The following is an 18,932-nucleotide window of genomic DNA, read 5'->3' as shown; positions in this document are numbered from 1 at the left end:
GGGCTCGTCGGGAGGGTCTCGCGGCGGCGGACGTTCGGGCCGGTCGGGCGGCGCCAGTGGCTCCGGCCGTCAGCGGCGCCGGTCTGCCACACCGCGCTCGGGCTGGGGTTCCGATGACGTGGGGGAGCGACCTGACTGGGCGCCCCCGCCGGAGGACGTCGAGACGGTGGTGCCCGAGGCCGATGCCGAGTCGGTGGCTCGCGCGATCGTCCTGCGGCAGCTGAGCATGGCGCCGCGCAGCCGTGCCCAGCTCGAGAAGAAGCTGCGTCAGCGCGGCTGCGAGGACGACGTGGCCGCGAAGGTCCTCGACCGGATGACCGAGGTCGGTCTCATCGACGACGAGGCGTACGCCCAGATGCTCGTCCGCTCGAAGCAGTCGGACAAGGGCCTGGCCAAGCGCGCGCTCGCGCACGAGCTGCGCAAGCAGGGCATCGACCAGGAGATCGCCGACGAGGCGCTCGGTCAGGTGGGTGCCGGGGACGAGAGGCTTCGGGCCGAGCAGCTCGTGGCCAAGAAGCTGCGCTCGATGCGCGGGCTGGCTCCCGAGGTCCAGACCCGACGTCTGGCCGGGCTGCTCGCTCGCAAGGGCTACTCGGGGGAGGTCGCGTGGCCGATCATCCGTGACGCGGTGGACGGGCTGCCCGAGCATCGTCGCGACTGAGGGGCGGCGCGGTGCGCTCGGCCTGCCCCGAGGACACCACGAGGGGGTGAGGACCGTGTGGTCCTCACCCCCTTGGGGCGTGCTGTGGTGCGGTGCGGCTCAGACCTCGGCGGGCACGTTGGCGATCGCGGAGACGTCGAACTCGAGCTTGACCTTCTCGCTCACGAGGACGCCACCGGTCTCGAGGGCCGCGTTGAAGGAGAGGTTCCACTCGGTGCGGTCGATGGTGACGTCACCCTCGAAGCCGACGCGCGTGTTGCCGAACGGGTCCTTGGCCGAGCCGGTCTCCTCGAAGGGGATCGTCACGGACTTGGTGACACCGTTGATGGTCAGGTCGCCGGTGATGTCCCACTCGGCGCCGTCGCGCTCGACGTTCGTCGAGACGAACGTGATCTGCGGGTAGTTGGCGATGTCGAAGAAGTCCGGGGTCTTGAGGTGACCGTCGCGCTGCTCGTTGCCGGTGGTGACGCTGGCGGCCTGGATCGTGACGGTGACCGAGGAGTTCGCCGGCGTCACGGTGTCGACGTGGGCCGAGCCCTCGAACTCGTCGAAGTGGCCGCGGACCTTCGTGACCATCGCGTGGCGGGCGGAGAAGCCGATGCGGGTGTGGCTCGGGTCGAGGGTGTAGTCGCCGGAGATGTTCTCGACGGCGACCGACGGGGTCTCGGTGACGGTCTCGTCCTTGGTGCGGTTGAACAGGCCCATGATGTGTCCTTCGAGGTAGGTTATTGAATCTTCAACAACTAGGATGCACCCAAGTTGTTGAACTGTCAAGCAATGGTCTCAACAGGGCGGTCACCGCCCCTATTCCTTCGTCTCGCTCGCTGGGACCGAGGCCGTAGCGGAGCGTCGGTCGTGCCCGGCGGTGGGAGCCGGCTGCACGACGTACCCTTGTCGGTGCCATGACAATGCAGAACTTCGCGCCCACGCCCGAGGCCGCCACCGCGCCCGCCGGCTCGCCCCGCACCTACGACGTCCGCACCCACGGGTGCCAGATGAACGTCCACGACAGCGAGCGTCTCGCCGGGCTGCTCGAGACGGCGGGCTACGTCGACCTCGCGAGCCTGCCGACGGGGGAGCGGCCGGAGGTCGCCGACGTCGTCGTCTTCAACACGTGCGCCGTGCGCGAGAACGCCGACAACAAGCTGTACGGCAATCTCGGACAGCTGCGCCCGGCCAAGCAGAAGAACCCCGACATGCAGATCGCCGTCGGCGGCTGCATGGCCCAGAAGGACCGCGGCACCATCGTCGAGCGCGCGCCGTGGGTCGACGTCGTCTTCGGCACCCACAACATCGGCTCGTTGCCCGCCCTGCTCGACCGGGCGGCGCACAACAAGCGGGCCGAGGTCGAGATCCTCGAGAGCCTCGAGGTCTTCCCCTCGACCCTGCCGACCCGTCGTGACTCGGCCTACAGCGCCTGGGTCTCCATCTCGGTCGGCTGCAACAACACGTGCACCTTCTGCATCGTGCCGAGCCTGCGCGGCAAGGAGCAGGACCGTCGCCCGGGTGAGATCCTCGCCGAGATCGAGGCGCTCGTGGCCCAGGGCGTCGTCGAGGTGACCCTGCTCGGTCAGAACGTCAACACCTACGGCGTGGAGTTCGGCGACCGCCTCGCCTTCGGCAAGCTGCTGCGTGCCTGCGGCGAGATCGAGGGCCTCGAGCGCGTCCGCTTCACGAGCCCGCACCCGGCCGCCTTCACCGAGGACGTCATCCTCGCGATGGCCGAGACGCCCAACGTCATGCCGAGCCTGCACATGCCGCTGCAGTCCGGCTCGGACAAGGTGCTCAAGGACATGCGCCGCTCCTACCGGAGCGCGAAGTTCCTCGGGATCATCGAGAACGTCCGCCGGCACATCCCGGACGCGGCGATCACGACCGACATCATCGTCGGCTTCCCCGGTGAGACCGAGGAGGACTTCCAGGGCACGCTCGACGTCGTGCGCGAGTCCCGCTTCTCCAGCGCCTTCACCTTCCAGTACTCCATCCGGCCCGGCACTCCCGCTGCGACGATGGAGGACCAGATCCCCAAGGCCGTCGTGCAGGAGCGCTTCGAGCGGCTCATCGCCGTGCAGGAGGAGGTCAGCTGGGCCGGCAACCGGGCCGTCGAGGGCCGTGAGGTCGAGGTGCTCGTCGCGCCGTCCGAGGGTCGCAAGGACGTCGAGACCAAGCGGCTGTCAGGGCGGGCCCGCGACAACCGGCTCGTCCACTTCGCCGTACCCGAGGGCGCCGAGGTGCCTCGCCCCGGCGACATGGTCACCGTGAAGGTCACCTATGGCGCGCCGCACCACCTCGTGGCCGACTCGGGCCTCGACGGCGGGACGTATGCCGTCCGGCGCACTCCCGGCGGCGACGCCTGGGCGGCGCTCCAGGACGCGCCGCAGGGGACGGGCAAGCCGGCCGTCAGCCTCGGCATGCCGTCGATCGGTCGACCGGCCGTCACCGCGGCGGCGCCGGGCTGCTCTGTCGTCTGAGCCGATTCGGGTCAGCACGTCCCCACGTGCTTGACTTGGCGCATGAGTGTGCGTCCCATCGTCATCACGGGTGAGCCCGTCCTGCACCGGGCCGCGGCCCTCGTCACGGACTTCGACGACGAGCTCCGCACGCTCGTCGAGGACATGTACGAGACGAACGTCGCGGCCAACGGCGTCGGCCTCGCGGCACCCCAGATCGGGGTCGGGCTGCGGGTCTTCATCTGGAAGATGGCCAACGAGGACGGCGTGCCCGAGCAGGGGCACGTCATCAACCCCACCGTCACCACCTCGAAGATCCCGCAGGAGCGCCCGAACCCCGACGAGGAGACCGAGGGCTGCCTCTCGGTGCCCGGTGAGGCCTTCCCCCTCAAGCGGGCCGACCGCGCCCACGTCATCGGCTTCGACGTCGACGGCAACCGTGTCGAGTTCGACGCGACCGGATGGTTCGCGCGGTGCATGCAGCACGAGTACGACCACCTCAACGGCACCCTCTACGTCGACCGTCTCGACGACCGCCAGTCCAAGAAGGCCCGCAAGGCCGTCAAGCGCAACGGCTGGGGCAAGCCCGGCAGCTCGTGGCACCCGGGCGTCGACAAGGACCCCTTCGGTCACGACGAGGACGAGGCCGACGAGTACGCCGACGACCTCATCGGCTGAGTGCCGGCCTCGTGACAGCAACGACCTGCTCGCGTCCGGACCCTCGTGACTCCTGAGAGCGCGCCGACGGTCACCGCCCCCGCGTCGACGGTCGCCGCCCCTGTGGTGGCGGTCGTCGGGCCGACGGCGACGGGCAAGTCCGACCTGGCCCTCGACCTCGCCGCGCGGCTCGGCGGTGAGGTCGTCAACGCCGACGCCATGCAGTTCTACCGTGGCATGGACATCGGCACGGCCAAGCTCCCGGCCGCCGAGCGGCGCGGCATCGCGCACCACCAGCTCGACGTCCTCGACGTGACCGAGGAGGCCAGCGTCGCCGGCTACCAAGCGGCGGCGCGCGCCGACATCGCCGCGATCCGCGGTCGGGGCCACCGGCCACTCCTCGTCGGCGGTTCGGGACTCTACGTCCGGGCCGCCCTCGACCGGCTCGAGATCCCGCCCACCGACGCCGTGGTGCGCGGGCGCCTCGAGGCCGAGGCCGAGGCCGTCGGCGGGGACGCGATGCATGCCCGGCTGCTCGCTCTCGACCCACGGGCCGCCGCCGCGATCCTGCCCGGCAACCGCCGACGCGTGATCCGGGCCCTCGAGGTCATCGAGCTCACCGGCCGTCCCTTCAGTGCGTCGATGCCGACGCGCGAGTTCGTCTCTCCGGCAGTGGTCCTGGGCCTCCGCGTCGACCGCGACCTGCTCGTGCAACGCATCGAGCGGCGTGTCGAGCGCATGTGGGAGGAGGGGCTGCGTGGCGAGACCGAGACCCTGCTCGCGCAGGGTCTGCGCGAGGGCGTCACCGCGAGTCGGGCCATCGGCTACAGCCAGGCCATCGCTGTCGTCGACGGCACCCTCGACGAGGCCACGGCGCGCACCGAGACCGCCCAGGCGACGCGCCGCTACGCCCGTCGGCAGGAGTCGTGGTTCCGGCCCGATCCGCGGATCGAGTGGCTCGACGCCACGAGCCCGGACCTGCTCGACCGGGCGCTCACGGCGGTTCGCGAGGCGGATGCGCTGGTGCGCGACGGCATACCGGAGAATGACTGACATGACGCGCTTCACCAAGGGCCACGGCACCGAGAACGACTTCGTCCTCGTCCCCGACCTCGAGGGCTCGCTCGAGCTCACCCCCGCCCAGGTGCAGCGCATCGCCGACCGGCACGCCGGACTCGGGGCCGACGGGGTCATCAGGGTCGTGCGGACGGCGCTGTCGACCGACGAGACCGTCCGCGCCCAGTCGCGCGAGGCCGAGTGGTTCATGGACTACCGCAACGCCGACGGGTCGCTCGCCGAGATGTGCGGCAACGGCACGCGGGTCTTCGCCGAGTACCTGCGGCGGGAGGGGCTCGCCTTCGGCTCGACGTTCAGCATCGCCACGCGTGCCGGCGTCAAGACGGTGCGCGTCGTCGAGCAGGGGTATGCCGTCGACCTCGGTCCGTGGCGCCTCGGCGACGAGGAGGGTGCCCGCCGCGACGGCTTCGACGTCATGGTGAAGCCGCGCCACGGCAAGCCCGTGCCGGCCCTGACCCTCGACCTGGGCAACCCGCACGCGGTCGTCATGCTGCCCGAGGGCATCGCCCTCGAGAACCTCGACCTCGGTGAGGCTCCCGAGCTCCACCCGGAGCCGGCCGACGGGTCCAACGTCGAGTTCGTCCGGGCCGTCGGACCCGGTCACATCGCCATGCGCGTCCACGAGCGTGGGGTCGGTGAGACCCGGTCGTGCGGCACGGGGGCTGCCGCGGCCGCCCTCGCGACGCGCTTCTGGTCCGGCGTGGAGGACCTCAGCCCGTGGACGGTCGACGTGCCGGGTGGGCGCCTCACGGTCACACCCCTGGCGGGCCAGCGGGTCGAGCTCGCAGGACCCGCGGTCCTCGTCGCCGACGGGGAGTTCCCGCTCTGACCGTTTCGCGACGGATGACACTCGGTGCGAACTAGGGTGCGGATGTCCTGGAACCGACGTCTGGAGCCGCCGTGGCGCTCGCCTCGTACCTCTCGCGCGACGACCTGCGCGCGGCGCCGGTGCGCCTCGTCGGCCGGAGGGTGCGTCTCGAGCTGACGCAGCGCCTCCGTCCGTCCCTCCTCTCGCGCGAGCGCACGTTCACCTACGCCGGGGGAGCCCTGACGGCGCGGATGCCGCTGGACGACTCCATCGGTCGGGCGCTCTACCTCTACGACGTCTACGAGTGGCCCACCGCACTGACGCTCGCCACGCTCGCGCGACCGGGCACGACGTGCGTCGACGTCGGTGCCCACGTCGGGTCGTACGCCGCCCTCGCGTCGCTCGCCGTGGGCCCCGCCGGGCGCGTGCTGGCCTTCGAGCCCGACGCCACCAACCGCGAGCGGCTCGAGCGACACGTGCGGCTCAACGACCTGGCCAACGTCGTCGTCCTCGACCACGGGCTGGCCGACGTCGAGTCAGAGGTCGCCATGGTGCGGCCCGTGGCGGCGAACTCCGGCATGACGCGCCTCGCCCGCTCTGGGGAGACCCCCGACTTCTCGATGGGGGTCCGACGGTTGGACGACGTGCTGGCGGGTCGGGAGGCCCCGTCGGTGTCGGTCGTGAAGATCGACGTCGAGGGCGCGGAGGTCGCGGTCGTCCGCGGCGCAGCAGACCTCATCGCGCGCGACCAGCCCTTCGTCGTCTTCGAGGAGAACGATCCCGAGTGCGGCGCCCATCTCACCGACACCCACGGCTACCGCCTCTACCGGATCACGCCCGACGGCTACGTGGACCGGGCGTCCACCGCGGCACGGCGCGACGACGCCATGGCGCCCAACGTCCTCGCCGTCCCGCCGGGGGCAGAGCTCCCACGTCTGCCGCGCCCGTCACAGGTCTGGCCGCGCCTGCGTCACGACCGGCGCCGCTGAGCCTCGGCGACCTCGCAGGCCTGAGGCAACTCGCTCGACCTGATGCCGGCACGCGCGTCGGGCTCGGGATCACCTCGGGCGGGGAGCCGGTGGTGCTGCCGGATCGGTGCCCGCGAGCCGGTGGCCCTCGAAGAGCGGTCCCCCGTTGCGGGCGAGCACGTCGTCGGCGAACGCCAGCAGCAGGGACACGTCGCCGGCAGCTGCCGTGACGAGCGCCCGCTCGTGGCGCTCGCGCCAGGTGCCGCCCTCGCGCTCGTCGAGGTCGGCCAGCTCGCGCGCCACCCACTTGCCGCGGCCCCACCAGTGACCCGACCCGTGCAGGAGCAGGTGGGCGGCCTCGTCGGCGAGCAGCACGGCGCAGACGAGTCGCTCGTGGGCGTCGTGCGCGTGGGTCACGTCGTCGAGCAGGTCGGTGACGGCATACCTCATGGTGTCGAGGTCGTCGCCGGTGAGCCGGGGAGGTCCGGCGGCGAGGAGCTGCTGGGCCGTGAGCTGCCACTGGGCACCGGAGCCGTCGCTGTCGAGGAGGACGACCGAGCGCCCGAGGAGCCGCACCATGGTGGGCCGTCCGACGGCGACGTCGCGCCGCACGTAGTGGCCGAGCGACGTCTCGGTGTGCACGAAGAGCTCCACTGGCCAGTCGCGGAAGCGCCGCGCGTCGCGGTACAGCGCTGGAGGTCCGGGCAGGAGCACGGTCACGTCGAGGTCCGAGCCCGGCGTGGCGGAGCCGAGGACGACGCTTCCGCCGAGCCAGGCGGCCCGCGCCTCGGGGAACCAGCTCGCCACGAGGGCCCGCGCGTCGTCGACGGCCTGGTCCACGTCAGGCACGACGCACCTCGAGGATGCGGAACGCCTTGGCGGACGACAGGCGCGTGCACCTGAGGCCCCAGTCCTGCTCGGTGATCCACCGCTGGAGCGAGTCGGAGCCGAGGTGCTTCTGGACGACGAGGTGGGCCACGCCGTCGTCGGTGAGGCGGGGGAGCCACCGCTCGAGGAGGGCGTGGAGGGCGGGCTTGCCGACGTGGATGGGCGGGTTGGACCAGATCGTCGTGAAGCGCACGTCGTCCGGGACGTCGTCCGGCTCGCAGAAGGTCGCGTTGTCGACCCCCACCGCCACCGCGTTGGTCCGTGCCAGGTCGAGCGAGCGGCGGTTGACGTCGACGCCCCAGACCCGGGCGCCGGGGGAGCGGAGCGCGAGGGTCAGGGAGATCGGCCCCCATCCGCAGCCGATGTCGAGCAGGTCGCCGGTCGGGCTCGGGTCGGGAGCGCCCTGGAGCAGCACGGCCGTGCCCGGGTCGAGGCGGTCGGGGGAGTAGACGCCGCGGGCCGTGGTCAGGGTGAACCGGTGCTCGTCGAGGGTGACCTCGATGGTGCGACGCTCCTCCGGGGTGGCCGGCTCGGCGGTGAAGTAGTGGTCGGTCGGCTCGCTCATCACGGTCACCGTATCGGCCCCCACCAGCCCTGCGCGCAGCCCGGCCCGCTAGGCGATGCACGTCGGTTCGGGCACAAACGAGTGGCTCGTGGCGTTGGACGAGTGGGACCATAGGGAGAACATGACGAGCAACCACACGAAGCACCCCAGCGAGACCGACCGCGCCGTGCAGCGCGAGCGCACCCTCTTCGCCACCCGCGCCGATGCGCTGGCCGAGGAGCTCCACGAGACCGACGAGACGGCATACCCGCTCTACGACGGCGACCAGCTCGACCGTGAGGAGCGCGCCGCGCTCCGCCGCGTCCAGGGCCTCTCGACCGAGCTCGAGGACATCACCGAGGTCGAGTACCGCCAGCTGCGCCTCGAGCGCGTCGTGCTCGCCGGTGTCTGGACCGAGGGCACTTCCGACGACGCCGAGAACTCCATCCGTGAGCTCGCTGCGCTCGCCGAGACGGCCGGCTCGACCGTGCTCGAGGGCGTCGTCCAGCGTCGTCAGAAGCCCGACCCGGCGACCTGGCTCGGCAAGGGCAAGGCGATCGAGCTGCGCGACATCGTCGTCGAGGAGGGCGCCGACACCGTCATCTGCGACGGCGAGCTGGCCCCGAGCCAGCGACGCGCCCTCGAGGACGTCGTCAAGGTCAAGGTCATCGACCGCACCGCGCTGATCCTCGACATCTTCGCCCAGCACGCCAAGAGCCGCGAGGGCCGCGCGCAGGTCGAGCTGGCCCAGCTCCAGTACCTCCTGCCGCGCCTGCGTGGCTGGGGTGAGTCGATGTCCCGTCAGGCCGGTGGCCGCGTCGCCGGCGGTGAGGGCATCGGCTCGCGTGGACCCGGTGAGACGAAGATCGAGCTCGACCGCCGTCGCATCAACACGAAGATCGCCAAGCTGCGCCGCGACATCAAGGGCATGAAGACGAGCCGCGACACGCGTCGCCACTCGCGCCGCGCCGGAGGCGTGCCGTCGGTGGCCATCGCCGGCTACACCAACGCCGGCAAGAGCTCGCTGCTCAACCGCCTCACGGGCGCCGGCGTCCTCGTCGAGAACCAGCTCTTCGCGACCCTCGACCCGACGGTGCGCCGCACCGAGACCGAGGACGGGCGCGTCTACACGCTCGCCGACACCGTCGGCTTCGTGCGGAGCCTGCCCCACCAGCTCGTCGAGGCCTTCCGGTCGACGCTCGAGGAGGTCAGCGACTCCGACCTGCTCCTGCACGTCGTCGACGGCTCGCACCCCGACCCCGAGGGCCAGATCTCGGCCGTGCGCGAGGTGCTCGCGGAGGTCGGCGGCGACCAGATCAAGGAGATCATCGTCGTCAACAAGGCCGACATCGCCGACCCGGAGGTGCTCGACCGGCTCCGCCGCCACGAGAAGCACTGCATCACGGTCTCGGCTCGCACCGGCGCCGGGCTCGACGAGCTCCGCGCCCTCATCGACCACGAGTTGCCGAAGCCCGACATCGAGGTGGACGTCCTCGTGCCCTACGAGCGCGGCGACCTCATCTCGCGCCTCCACGAGGAGGGGGAGATCCTCGAGAGCGAGCACGTGGCCGAGGGGACCCGTCTGCGCGCGAAGGTGACGCCGAGCATGGAGCCCGACCTCGCGGCCTACGCCGTCGTCGCCAGCTGAGACCGCTCGGCGCCGAAGGGCCTCCGACCGGGGGCCCTTCGGCATGTCGGGGGGAGGGGGCTCGGTCGCGTCGGGGAGGATGGGAGGCATGGCCCTCGAGATCCCGTGCCCCTACTGCGGCACCCAGATGTATGCCGAGCAGGCGCACAACCGCTGCCCGAAGTGCCTCTACATCGAGCCCTGCTGCGACGGCGCGCCCCTTGCCGCCTGTGAGACCCGCGCGCCCGAGCGACAGGCGCCGTGACCGCACCCGCCGGGGAGGCATCCGTCTGGCTGACGACCGAGCGCCTCGTCCTGCGACGTCCGCGGGCCGAGGACCTCGACGACTACGTCCGCCTGCACAGCGACCCGCGCACCTACGCCCACTCGCCGTCGAGCATGACGAGCCCCGAGCGCTGCCGTGAGCGTCTCGCGGACGACGTCGCCGACTGGGAGCGGGACGGGCTCGGGTATGCCGCGGTCGTCGACCGCGGCACCGGCGCGGTCATCGGGTGGGCGGGTCTGCGGCACAAGGACTCCGACGCCTCGAGCCTCAACCTCTACTACCGGCTCGCGCACGACCGCCTGGGTGCGGGACTCGGGCGGGAGATCTCGCGTGCGGTCGTCGCCTGGGGCGTCGAGCACTGCCCGGACGCGCTCGTGACGGCGATGGTCGACACGGTCAACACGGCGTCGCTGCGGACGGCGGTGTCGGCGGGACTCGTCCAGGTCGGCTCGCGGCAGATGAAGGGCGAGCCGGACAGCGAGCCGATGCCGTACTTCGTGGCCCCGAGCGTCGCGTCCGTGCCTCGTGAGGCAGTCGGTCCCGAGCTGTGCGGTGCCGTCGTCGACCTCTGGGTGCGCGTCAACGACGCCGGTGGGTCGGTCGGCTTCCTGCCAGGGGCGGCGAGGCGCGACGTGGCGGCCGCGCTCGACCGGCACCTCGCCGACGTCCACGAGCGACGCTCGCAGCTCTGTGTGCTGAGGGAGCCCACCGGGGCCCTGCTCGGCCTCGGCTTCTGGGAGCACTCGAGAGGGTTTCCCTACGACCACGTGGCCGGCCTCAAGCGCCTCATGGTCGACCCGGCCGCCCAGAGGCGCAACCTCGGGCGCATCCTCCTCGGTGGCATGGTCGGCATCGCCCGACGAGAGCTGCCGTGGGTCGAGCTGCTGCGCCTCGACTACCGCGACGGTCTGGGGCTGGGCGACTTCTACGCCCGTGCGGGCTGGACCGAGGTGGGTCGGGTGCCGCGCGGGCTCCGCCTCAGCGCGACGGACTACCGCGACGACGTCGCGATGGCCCGTCGTGTCGACGGCCGGTCCCTGCGCTGACCGGTCACGACTGGGCCGTGGTCCGTCGTGACGCGTCCGGGCCGTCGACGCGAGAGGCCACCAGTCGCACCCAGGTCACGAGAGGCCGGTGACGGCGCCGTCCTCGTCGATGTCGATGCGTTCGGCGTTGGGGGAGGTCGGCAGCCCGGGCATGGTCCGCATGTCCCCGCAGATGGCGTAGACGTAGCCGGCGCCGACCGCAGCCCTGACCTCGCGCACCGGCATCCGCCACCCGCGCGGCGCCCCGCGCAGCGAGGGGTCGGACGAGATGGACAGGTGCGTCTTGGCGATGACGACGGGCAGCCCGCCGTAGCCGAGGCGCTCGTAGTCCTTGAGTGCCCTGGCTGCCGCCGGGCTCACGTCGATGCCGTCGGCGCCGTAGATCTGCGTGGCGATCGCCTCGATCTTCTGCTCGAGCGGCAGGTCGAGGGGATAGAGGAACTCGAAGCTCGTCGGCTCGTGCGCGGCCTCGATGACGACCTGCGCGAGCTCCAGCGCGCCCGCTCCGCCCTCGGCGACGTGACGGGTCACTGCAGAGCGGACCCCGAGGCTGTTGCAGAAGCGGCGGATGACGGCGTGCTCGGAGTCGTGGTCGTCGGGGAACGCGTTGATCGCGACGACGGGCTGCACGCCGAAGCGCCGCACGATCTCGATGTGCTTGCGCAGGTTGGCCAGGCCGGCCTCGACGTCCTTGGGGCTCTCCTTGAGCAGGCCCGCGGGCAGTGGCTTTCCGGCCTTGACGGCATACCTCCCCGAATGGGTCTTGAGCGCGCGGACCGTCGCCACGATGACGGCGACGTCGGGCTTGAGCCCGCTGACCCGGCACTTGACGTCGAAGAAGCGCTCGGCCCCCATGTCGGCCCCGAAGCCGGCCTCGGTGATGGCGTAGTCACTGCCGCGCATGGCGATGAGGTCGGCCGTGACGGACGACGTGCCCGTCGCGATGTTGCCGAACGGCCCGCAGTGGATGATGGCCGGTCCGCCCTCGAGCGTCTGGAGCAGGTTGGGCTTGAGAGCGTCCGCGAGGATCGCCGTCATCGCCCCGGCGGCGTGCAGGTCGTCGGCGCTGACTCCCTTGCCCTCGGTCGTGTAGCCGACGACGATCCGGCCGAGGCGCTCGCGCAGGTCGCGCAGCGAGGTCGCGAGGGTGAGCAGCACCATGACCTCGCTCGCCGCCGTGATGTCGAACCCCGTCTCGCGGGCCACGCCGTCCTGACGTGCACCGAGACCGATGACGACGTTGCGCAGGGCCCGGTCGTTGACGTCGAGCACCCGGCGCCACGTGATGTTGCGGACGTCGAGGCCGAGCGTGTTGCCGTGGTGCAGGTGGTTGTCGATCATCGCGGCGAGCAGGTTGTGGGCCGACGTGACGGCGTGGAAGTCGCCCGTCAGGTGCAGGTTGAGCCGCGCCATCGGGACGACCTGGCTGTAGCCGCCTCCGGCCGCGCCGCCCTTGATCCCGAACGTCGGACCCATGGACGGCTGGCGCAGCGCGACGACGGCACGCTTGTCGAGCCGCTGGAGCGCCTGGGCGAGCCCGACCGAGGTCGTCGTCTTGCCCTCGCCGAGCGGCGTCGGCGTGATCGCCGTGACGACGACGTACTTAGCGTCGGGCTGGTGGCGCGGCTCGTCGAGGACGGCGAGGTCGATCTTCGCGACGTCACGCCCCCACGGCTCGAGGTGGTCGGAAGTGACGCCGAGATCGGCCGCGACGTCGGCGAGCGGACGCAGGGTCGCCGCGTTCGCGATGTCGAGGTCGGTGGGCAGGGGTGCGCTCATGCTTCGATACAACCCCCGGACCTGCCTCCGCACAACGAGATCGGCGAACCCGTGGCGTGACGTGCGTCCCAGAAGGGCCGACCCGGGCGTGCGTCGACGACGACCGCGCGGCGCCGCTCAGGCCGTGGGTGACCAGCGGGGATCGCGTCCGAGGTAGCGCAGCAGCCGGTCGACGGCATCTCCGTCGTCGCCGGGAAGTGCTGCGGCATAGGCGAATCCGCGCAGGGGTTCGACGATCTCGACAGCAACGGCGTACAGCTGCTCGGCGAGCGCTGCGTCCATCGGGGAGTGCTGACCGGTCGCGACCGCGATGTCCCAGGCGTGCACCGCTGCGTCCAGCGCAGCCGCGCCGACGGCGACCGGGGCGGCCAGTCGTGCCTGCGGGAGGGGCACGGCGACCGCGGCGTCGTCCGCACCGACGCGCGAGAAGGCGTGACGGGATGCCGTGAGCGGCGGGTCGAGCAGCTCGAGCGCGCTCGTCTCCACCGTGCCGGAGGGGGAGAAGGGGTCGTATGCCGGGAAGTCGCCTTCGCCGAGCACCGCGGCGTAGGCCTGCTGGTCGCCGGCTGCGTGCTGGAGCACCTGCGTCACGGTCCAGCCGGAGCACGGGGTGGGACCGTCCCACTGGTCGGTGCGCACTCCGGTCACGGCGTCTCGCAGGGCCGTGTGCGCCGCGTCGAGGATCGTCCAGGTGGTCGGCGTCGTGTCCATCAGTGGGCCTCTCTATCGGAATGAATCGTTCCGTATTGAGCGTAACGGAATGCATCATTCCGTTCAAGTGGTACGGTCGACCCATGTCGAGCCGCACGCCACGGAAGGCCGCCACCGATGAGGCACCGGACCGCCCGCGACGTGGTCGCCAGGCCGAGGCGACCCGCAACGACAGCGCCATCGTCGAGGCGGCGCGGGAGGCGCTGCTGCGCGACCCTGAGGCCTCGATGGCCGCGATCGCCCAGGCGGCCGGCGTCGGTGTCGGTGGGCTCTACCGCCGGTATGCCGGCCGGGACGAGCTGCTGCAGAAGGTGTGCGGCGACGGGCTGCGTCGTTTCGTCGAGCTGGCCGAGCAGGCGCTCGCCGATGACCGTGACGCGTGGTCGGCCTTCGAGGCGTTCCTCGGCCACGTCGTCGAGGCCGACGTCCACGCCCTGACCGTCCGGCTGGCCGGCACGTTCCGGTCGACGGTCGAGCTGCGCGAGCTCGCCGTCCGCGGCGGCGACCTCGTCGACGACCTGGTGCGGCGGGCGCAGGCCACCGGTCGCCTGCGCCGCGACGTCGAGGCGGCCGACGTTCCCATGCTCCTCGAGCAGCTGACCGCCGTACGCGTCAACGACCCCGAGCGGACCGTCGCCCTCCGGCGCCGCTACCTCGGCCTGCAGCTCGACGCGTTGCGCACGCCCGAGCCCTCGATGCTCGACGCGACCGCGCCCACGGGCACCGAGCTCGGCGAACGCTGGGCACGGAGTCACTGAGCCTCGGGTTCACAGCGACCCAACGGCAACGCCCGGACCGCGGGTCACGCGACGCGGGGGACGGGTGGCACGGCGAGTCGGCCCTGCGGCATACGCTGATCCAATGCCTCAGCGACCCGCGCTCGACGACCTCCTCCACGCCGCGGTGTCGGGGGTCGGCGGTGCCGAGCGCCCCGGGCAGGTCGAGATGGCCAAGGCCGTCGCCCACGCCATCGACGGCGGTGAGCACCTGCTCGTGCAGGCCGGCACCGGCACCGGCAAGTCGCTCGCCTACCTCGTGCCCGCCGTCGCGCACGCCTTCGAGGCGGGCAAGCCGGCCGTCGTCGCGACCGCCACGTTGGCGCTGCAGGCGCAGATCGTCGACCGCGACATGCCGCGCGTCGCCGACGCGCTCGCGCCGGTGCTCGGCCGACGACCGACGTACGCCCTCGTCAAGGGCCGGCGCAACTACGTGTGCCTCAACAAGCTCGAGGGCGGCTTCCCCGACGACGAGGACGGGCTCCTGTCGGTCGGGCAGGTCGACGCCGCCGTCGGCCGTCTGGGCCAGGAGGTCGTCCGGCTGCGCGAGTGGGCGAGCACGACGGACTCCGGGGACCGCGACGAGCTCGTGCCCGGCGTCTCGGAGCGCGCGTGGCGGCAGGTCTCGGTGTCGGCGCACGAGTGCATGGGTGGCAAGTGCCCGCTCGTCGCCGAGTGCTTCGTCGAGCGCGCCCGCGAGGCCGCCAAGGACGTCGACGTCGTCGTCACCAACCACTCCTTCATGGCCATCGACTCCTTCGAGGGCCGGCAGATGCTGCCCGAGCACGACGTCCTCGTCGTCGACGAGGCCCACGAGCTCGTCGACCGCGTCACCGCGACGATCACCGACGAGCTGACCGGCACGATGGTCATGACGGCCGCGAAGAAGGCCGGCCGCATGTCCGAGAACACCGCCGCCATGGACGAGGCGGGAGAGATGCTCGCCCAGGCGCTCGAGCCGCTCGAGGAGGGACGGATGCTCGGCGTCCCCGACTCCGTCGGGCTCGCGCTCGCCCGGGTCCGCGACACGGCCCGCATCGTCCAGAGCGACCTCAAGCCACCACCCGGGCAGGAGGCCGACGGCGCCCGCCAGGTGGCCCGCGCCGCCGTCGACGAGATCCACGAGAACGCCGAGCGGATCCTCGAGGAGCGCGAGCTCGACGTCGTCTGGCTCAATCGCGACCAGCGCCGCGGACCCGTGCTGCGCGTCGCACCGATGAGCGTCGCGATGCTCGTGCGCGACAAGGTCTTCGACGAGCGCACCGTCGTCCTGACCTCCGCGACGCTCGAGCTCGGCGGCACGTTCGACGCCGTGGCCGGCACCATCGGGCTGCGCGGCGAGGGCGCCCCGAAATGGCAGGGCCTCGACGTCGGCAGCCCGTTCGACTACCCGAAGCAGGCCATCGCCTACGTCGCCGCCCACCTGCCGCCGCCCGGCCGTGACGGCGCCGGCGACGACACGCTCGACGAGATCGAGGAGCTCGTGCGTGCCGCCGGCGGCCGCACCCTCGGTCTCTTCTCGTCGATGCGCGCGGCCCAGACGGCCGCCGAGGTCATGCGCGCGCGGTTCGGCGACGACATCCCGGTCCTCTGCCAGGGCGAGGACCAGATCACGACCCTCGTGCGGCAGTTCGCGCGCGACCCGCGCACGTGCCTCTTCGGCACGCTCACCCTCTGGCAGGGCGTCGACGTGCCGGGCTCGTCGTGCCAGCTCGTCATCATCGACCGCATCCCGTTCCCGCGACCCGACGACCCGCTCGCCTCCGCCCGGTCGCAGGCGATCGCGCGGATGGGCGGCAACGGCTTCATGGCTGTCTCGGCCACCCACGCCGCGCTTCGCCTCGCCCAGGGCGCCGGGCGTCTCGTGCGCCGAGCCGACGACCGTGGCGTCGTGGCCTTCCTCGACTCCCGGATGATGACGGCGAGGTATGCCGGCTTCCTCCAGCGATCGCTGCCGCCCTTCTACCCGACGACCGACAAGACGATGGTGCTCTCCGCGCTGGCCCGGCTCGACGCCATGGCGCCCCCGCCCGTCGCCGTCGAGGAGCCGGCCCTGCGGTCGCTCACCGGGGCCCGGTCCGACGCCGACGGCACGGAGCACCCGAGGCCGGTCGCGGTGGCCCCACCGGCCCCGGTCTCCTCGCGCAGCGCGGTCACGTCCGGGCACGCGTGGACCGACGAGCAGGACGAGGAGCTGCGCGACGCAGCGGAGACGGGCATGCAGCTCGACGAGCTCGTCGACCACTTCGAGCTGCCCGAGGAGACGATCGCCGCCCGCGTCGCGCAGCTCGGGCTCACCATCGCGTCGGGCGCGCTCTTCGACTGACTGTGAGGATCGCCCCCCTCCCGCAACACACCGAGAAGGTCACAACACCCCGGCATCCGATCCCGGGGCGTCGTGACCTTCTCGGTGTGTTTGGAGGTGGGTGGCGGCGCCGTCGGGGCGTGGCGGCCAGGTGTGGGCGTCCCATGACAGAGTTGGGGCCATGACCGATCCGGCCATCCTTCCCTTCGTGCTCGTGACCGGCCCCGAGGGCGTCCTCGTCGAGCGGGCCGTCGCCGGCGTCCTCACCGGCGCGAAGGAGGCCGACGTCGAGGTCATCCGCATCGAGGCCGCGACCTACGAGTCCGGCGCCCTGCAGATGCACGCCAGCCCCTCGCTCTTCGGCGGCACCAAGACGATCGTCGTGCGCGACCTCCACGAGTCACCCGACGAGCTCCAGCTCGACCTGCTCGCGCTCCTTGCGGCGCCCGACCCCGACGTCGGTCTCGTCGTCGCACACGGGGGAGGGATGAAGGGCAAGAAGGTCCTGGACACGATGAAGAAGGCCGGGGCCCGCGTCATCGAGTGCCCCGCGATCAAGACCGACCGCGACAAGACCGACTTCGTCATGAAGGAGTTCTCGGCCGCCCGGCGCAAGATCACGAGCGAGGGCGTGCGAGCCCTCATCGAGGCCGTGGGCAAGGACGTCCGCGAGCTCGCCGCCGCCTGCTCCCAGCTCGTCTCCGACACCGAGGGCACCGTCGACGACGCCGTCGTCGACACCTACCACGGGGGCAAGGTCGAGGCCACGGGCTTCCGCGTCGCCGACGCGACGATCGCCGGGCACTCCGGAGAGGCGCTGCGCCTGCTCCGACACGCCATCGCCACCGGGGTCGACCCCGTCCCGATCGTCGCCGTCATCGCCTCGCAGCTGCGCCAGCTCATCAAGGTCGGCGCGGCCGGCCGGGGCAGCTCGGCCCAGCTCGCCAAGAGCCTCGGCATGGCCCCCTGGCAGATCGACAAGGCTCGCCGCGCCGTCGGCCACTGGACCGCCGACGGGCTCGCCGTCGCCGTGCGGGCCGTCGCCGCTGCGGACTTCGAGGTCAAGGGCGGCGGCCGCGACCCCGTGTATGCCGTCGAGCGGGCGATCCTGACCATCTCCCGCGCGCGAGCCGCCCGCTGAGGACGAGCCCACCGAGGGAGCGCGCGGACCGTCCCGGACGGCATACCTCCGGTTTGGTCGAGCGCCCCGCCCGCTGGTAACTTTGACCCTTGCGTGCGCGCTCAGGTCGTGCGCGCATGCATGCACCATCCAGAGCCGCTCACGCAGGGTGTCCCCACGCCCGGTCCCGAGCAGCTTTGCCGCCCTCTAACGGCAACCATCCGACCGAACGAAAGAAACCATCAACGTGGCAAACATCAAGTCGCAGCTCAAGCGCATCAAGACGAACGCGACGCGCACCGAGCGCAACAAGGCCGTCAAGAGCGAGCTTCGCACGTGGGTCCGCAAGGTCCGCGAGGCCACGGCCTCCGGCGACAAGGACGCTGCTGCCGAGGCCCTCAAGACCGCCTCGAAGAAGCTCGACAAGGCTGTCAGCAAGGGTGTCATCCACCAGAACCAGGCTGCCAACAAGAAGTCGGCGCTGGCGAAGAAGGTCGCGTCGCTCTGACGCACCACCCTCGCGTCTGAACGGGCCCGTCACCTCGTGGTGACGGGCCCGATCTGCGTCTCAGCCGTGGTGGGCGCGCGCGGCGGCCACGACCTCGTCGTAGCGGTCGCGGGGGAGCACCGCACCCTCGCGGCGCACCCCGCCGGGGTCGACCCGCACGAGCCGGTTGACCCGGACCTCGCTCGGGCGTCCTCTGCCGTCCCACGCGCCGGTGCCGATGTCGACCCACTCCCGGCCGGAGTGCCGCTCCTGCCGCTCGTCACGGTCGTGGTCCTTGCTCGTCAGCGGCAGCGCCACGAGCCAGTCCCCCTCGCGCCCGATGACGAGGACCGGCCGGTCCTTGCCCTGGCTGTGGTCCTCCTCGTAGGGCACCCACGTCCAGACGATCTCGCCGGGATCGGGGCGGCCGTCCGGTCGCGGCGCATACGTCGTGTCCGGCAGGGTCGTCGCGTCGCCGGGGTAGGGCGTCGCAGTTGCGGACGGTGCCGCGGCACCGGGACCCTCCGGCGCGCTGGGCGCTGACGAACGGGTGCGGGTCGTGGAGGGCGAGGCTCGCACGAGGCCGCGCAGGCGACCGACCAGGCGTTCGAAGGTGCTGGGCATGGGAATCACCGTAGCCGCGCCGCCGTTACCGTTGGCGTCCGAGACCGGGTCGACGGCGATCCGCACCACTCCTGCACGCCGCCACGATCGTGGATGCCGACGAACGACCGAACCCGGA

The 18,932-nt window shown here is 71.9% G+C and carries 19 protein-coding genes; 13 read left to right on the top strand and 6 right to left on the bottom strand.

Annotated elements, in window-relative coordinates; all coding sequences use genetic code 11:
• Positions 1-118 precede the first annotated feature (118 nt).
• Complete coding sequence (locus tag H283_RS27595; RefSeq protein WP_020142611.1) at positions 119-661, top strand: regulatory protein RecX; 543 nt, start codon at positions 119-121, stop codon at positions 659-661.
• A 99-nt stretch (positions 662-760) separates the two neighbouring features.
• On the opposite strand, the gene H283_RS0105995 is transcribed toward H283_RS27595, so the two are convergent.
• The gene (locus H283_RS0105995; protein WP_020142610.1) at positions 761-1,366 is read right to left on the bottom strand and encodes a YceI family protein; all 606 of its coding nucleotides are present in this window, start codon (positions 1,364-1,366) and stop codon (positions 761-763) included.
• Positions 1,367-1,563: 197 nt separating this feature from the next.
• On the opposite strand from H283_RS0105995, the gene miaB reads away from it, so the two are divergent.
• From miaB to H283_RS0105970, 5 genes are all read left to right on the top strand, one after another.
• Complete coding sequence (miaB, locus tag H283_RS0105990) at positions 1,564-3,132, top strand: tRNA (N6-isopentenyl adenosine(37)-C2)-methylthiotransferase MiaB (RefSeq protein ID WP_196805931.1); 1,569 nt, start codon at positions 1,564-1,566, stop codon at positions 3,130-3,132.
• Between the two features lie 42 nt (positions 3,133-3,174).
• Positions 3,175-3,789 carry a peptide deformylase gene (gene def / locus H283_RS0105985; protein WP_043648542.1) on the top strand — a complete coding sequence of 205 codons (615 nt, stop codon included), beginning with the start codon at positions 3,175-3,177 and terminating at the stop codon, positions 3,787-3,789.
• Between the two features lie 45 nt (positions 3,790-3,834).
• Positions 3,835-4,821: a tRNA (adenosine(37)-N6)-dimethylallyltransferase MiaA gene (gene miaA / locus H283_RS0105980; protein ID WP_020142607.1), complete on the top strand. Its 987-nt coding sequence runs from the start codon at positions 3,835-3,837 to the stop codon at positions 4,819-4,821.
• Between the two features lies 1 nt (position 4,822).
• Positions 4,823-5,674, top strand: coding sequence for a diaminopimelate epimerase (dapF, locus tag H283_RS0105975; RefSeq protein WP_020142606.1), 852 nt, complete (start codon positions 4,823-4,825; stop codon positions 5,672-5,674).
• A gap of 71 nt (positions 5,675-5,745) precedes the next feature.
• Positions 5,746-6,642: an FkbM family methyltransferase gene (locus tag H283_RS0105970; RefSeq protein WP_020142605.1), complete on the top strand. Its 897-nt coding sequence runs from the start codon at positions 5,746-5,748 to the stop codon at positions 6,640-6,642.
• Between the two features lie 69 nt (positions 6,643-6,711).
• On the opposite strand, the gene H283_RS24195 is transcribed toward H283_RS0105970, so the two are convergent.
• Together H283_RS24195 and H283_RS0105960 are read right to left on the bottom strand one after the other, a co-directional pair.
• Positions 6,712-7,470 (bottom strand): nucleotidyltransferase domain-containing protein, encoded by a 759-nt coding sequence (locus H283_RS24195; protein ID WP_020142604.1) that lies wholly within the window; start codon positions 7,468-7,470, stop codon positions 6,712-6,714.
• Positions 7,463-8,074 carry a class I SAM-dependent methyltransferase gene (locus H283_RS0105960; protein WP_020142603.1) on the bottom strand — a complete coding sequence of 204 codons (612 nt, stop codon included), beginning with the start codon at positions 8,072-8,074 and terminating at the stop codon, positions 7,463-7,465. The genes H283_RS24195 and H283_RS0105960 overlap by 8 nt, the downstream gene beginning before the upstream one ends.
• Positions 8,075-8,195: 121 nt before the next feature.
• Here H283_RS0105960 and hflX point away from each other — a divergent pair, with 121 nt between their 5' ends.
• The 3 genes from hflX (at position 8,196) to H283_RS26525 (ending at position 11,012) form a co-directional block, all read left to right on the top strand.
• The gene (gene hflX, locus H283_RS0105955) at positions 8,196-9,701 is read left to right on the top strand and encodes a GTPase HflX (protein ID WP_020142602.1); all 1,506 of its coding nucleotides are present in this window, start codon (positions 8,196-8,198) and stop codon (positions 9,699-9,701) included.
• An 88-nt stretch (positions 9,702-9,789) separates the two neighbouring features.
• The gene (locus H283_RS27590) at positions 9,790-9,945 is read left to right on the top strand and encodes a hypothetical protein (protein WP_020142601.1); all 156 of its coding nucleotides are present in this window, start codon (positions 9,790-9,792) and stop codon (positions 9,943-9,945) included.
• The gene (locus H283_RS26525) at positions 9,942-11,012 is read left to right on the top strand and encodes a GNAT family N-acetyltransferase (RefSeq protein WP_020142600.1); all 1,071 of its coding nucleotides are present in this window, start codon (positions 9,942-9,944) and stop codon (positions 11,010-11,012) included. The genes H283_RS27590 and H283_RS26525 overlap by 4 nt, the downstream gene beginning before the upstream one ends.
• Positions 11,013-11,087: 75 nt before the next feature.
• Here the strand turns inward: H283_RS26525 and H283_RS0105940 are convergent, their stop codons facing one another.
• Positions 11,088-12,791, bottom strand: coding sequence for a formate--tetrahydrofolate ligase (locus H283_RS0105940; RefSeq protein WP_020142599.1), 1,704 nt, complete (start codon positions 12,789-12,791; stop codon positions 11,088-11,090).
• A gap of 117 nt (positions 12,792-12,908) precedes the next feature.
• A complete protein-coding gene (locus tag H283_RS0105935) occupies positions 12,909-13,502 on the bottom strand; it encodes a TIGR03086 family metal-binding protein (RefSeq protein WP_020142598.1) in 594 nt (197 codons plus the stop codon).
• 83 nt (positions 13,503-13,585) lie between these two features.
• Here H283_RS0105935 and H283_RS24185 point away from each other — a divergent pair, with 83 nt between their 5' ends.
• The 4 genes from H283_RS24185 to rpsT all read left to right on the top strand — a co-directional run bounded on the left by H283_RS24185 (position 13,586) and on the right by rpsT (position 18,211).
• Entirely contained in the window at positions 13,586-14,260 is a 675-nt protein-coding gene (locus tag H283_RS24185; protein ID WP_020142597.1) for a TetR family transcriptional regulator, read from the top strand.
• Positions 14,261-14,363: 103 nt separating this feature from the next.
• Positions 14,364-16,604, top strand: coding sequence for an ATP-dependent DNA helicase (locus H283_RS0105925; RefSeq protein ID WP_020142596.1), 2,241 nt, complete (start codon positions 14,364-14,366; stop codon positions 16,602-16,604).
• A 160-nt stretch (positions 16,605-16,764) separates the two neighbouring features.
• Positions 16,765-17,724: a DNA polymerase III subunit delta gene (gene holA / locus H283_RS0105920; protein ID WP_020142595.1), complete on the top strand. Its 960-nt coding sequence runs from the start codon at positions 16,765-16,767 to the stop codon at positions 17,722-17,724.
• 226 nt (positions 17,725-17,950) lie between these two features.
• On the top strand, positions 17,951-18,211 hold the full coding sequence (gene rpsT / locus H283_RS0105915) for a 30S ribosomal protein S20 (RefSeq protein ID WP_020142594.1): 261 nt from the start codon (positions 17,951-17,953) through the stop codon (positions 18,209-18,211).
• A gap of 60 nt (positions 18,212-18,271) precedes the next feature.
• Here rpsT and H283_RS0105910 read toward each other — a convergent pair whose 3' ends face one another.
• On the bottom strand, positions 18,272-18,814 hold the full coding sequence (locus H283_RS0105910; protein ID WP_043648651.1) for a type II toxin-antitoxin system PemK/MazF family toxin: 543 nt from the start codon (positions 18,812-18,814) through the stop codon (positions 18,272-18,274).
• Positions 18,815-18,932 lie beyond the last annotated feature (118 nt).

Origin of the sequence: Terracoccus sp. 273MFTsu3.1 (assembly GCF_000383675.1) — a bacterium.
Taxonomy (GTDB): Bacteria; Actinomycetota; Actinomycetes; order Actinomycetales; family Dermatophilaceae; genus Terrabacter.
The sequence above is the reverse complement of the archived record's forward strand: the minus strand, read 5'-3'. Positions and strand labels throughout refer to the sequence as shown.

Excerpts from the sequence above, each read along its gene's own strand:
- H283_RS0105995 (WP_020142610.1), bottom strand. The coding sequence starts at position 1,366 with ATGGGCCTGTTCAACCGCACCAAGGACGAGACCGTCACCGAGACCCCG.
- miaB (WP_196805931.1), top strand. The coding sequence starts at position 1,564 with ATGACAATGCAGAACTTCGCGCCCACGCCCGAGGCCGCCACCGCGCCC.
- def (WP_043648542.1), top strand. The coding sequence starts at position 3,175 with ATGAGTGTGCGTCCCATCGTCATCACGGGTGAGCCCGTCCTGCACCGG.
- dapF (WP_020142606.1), top strand. The coding sequence starts at position 4,823 with ATGACGCGCTTCACCAAGGGCCACGGCACCGAGAACGACTTCGTCCTC.
- H283_RS0105960 (WP_020142603.1), bottom strand. The coding sequence starts at position 8,074 with ATGAGCGAGCCGACCGACCACTACTTCACCGCCGAGCCGGCCACCCCG.
- hflX (WP_020142602.1), top strand. The coding sequence starts at position 8,196 with ATGACGAGCAACCACACGAAGCACCCCAGCGAGACCGACCGCGCCGTG.
- H283_RS27590 (WP_020142601.1), top strand. The coding sequence starts at position 9,790 with ATGGCCCTCGAGATCCCGTGCCCCTACTGCGGCACCCAGATGTATGCC.
- H283_RS0105940 (WP_020142599.1), bottom strand. The coding sequence starts at position 12,791 with ATGAGCGCACCCCTGCCCACCGACCTCGACATCGCGAACGCGGCGACC.
- H283_RS0105935 (WP_020142598.1), bottom strand. The coding sequence starts at position 13,502 with ATGGACACGACGCCGACCACCTGGACGATCCTCGACGCGGCGCACACG.
- H283_RS24185 (WP_020142597.1), top strand. The coding sequence starts at position 13,586 with ATGTCGAGCCGCACGCCACGGAAGGCCGCCACCGATGAGGCACCGGAC.
- H283_RS0105925 (WP_020142596.1), top strand. The coding sequence starts at position 14,364 with ATGCCTCAGCGACCCGCGCTCGACGACCTCCTCCACGCCGCGGTGTCG.
- holA (WP_020142595.1), top strand. The coding sequence starts at position 16,765 with ATGACCGATCCGGCCATCCTTCCCTTCGTGCTCGTGACCGGCCCCGAG.
- H283_RS0105910 (WP_043648651.1), bottom strand. The coding sequence starts at position 18,814 with ATGCCCAGCACCTTCGAACGCCTGGTCGGTCGCCTGCGCGGCCTCGTG.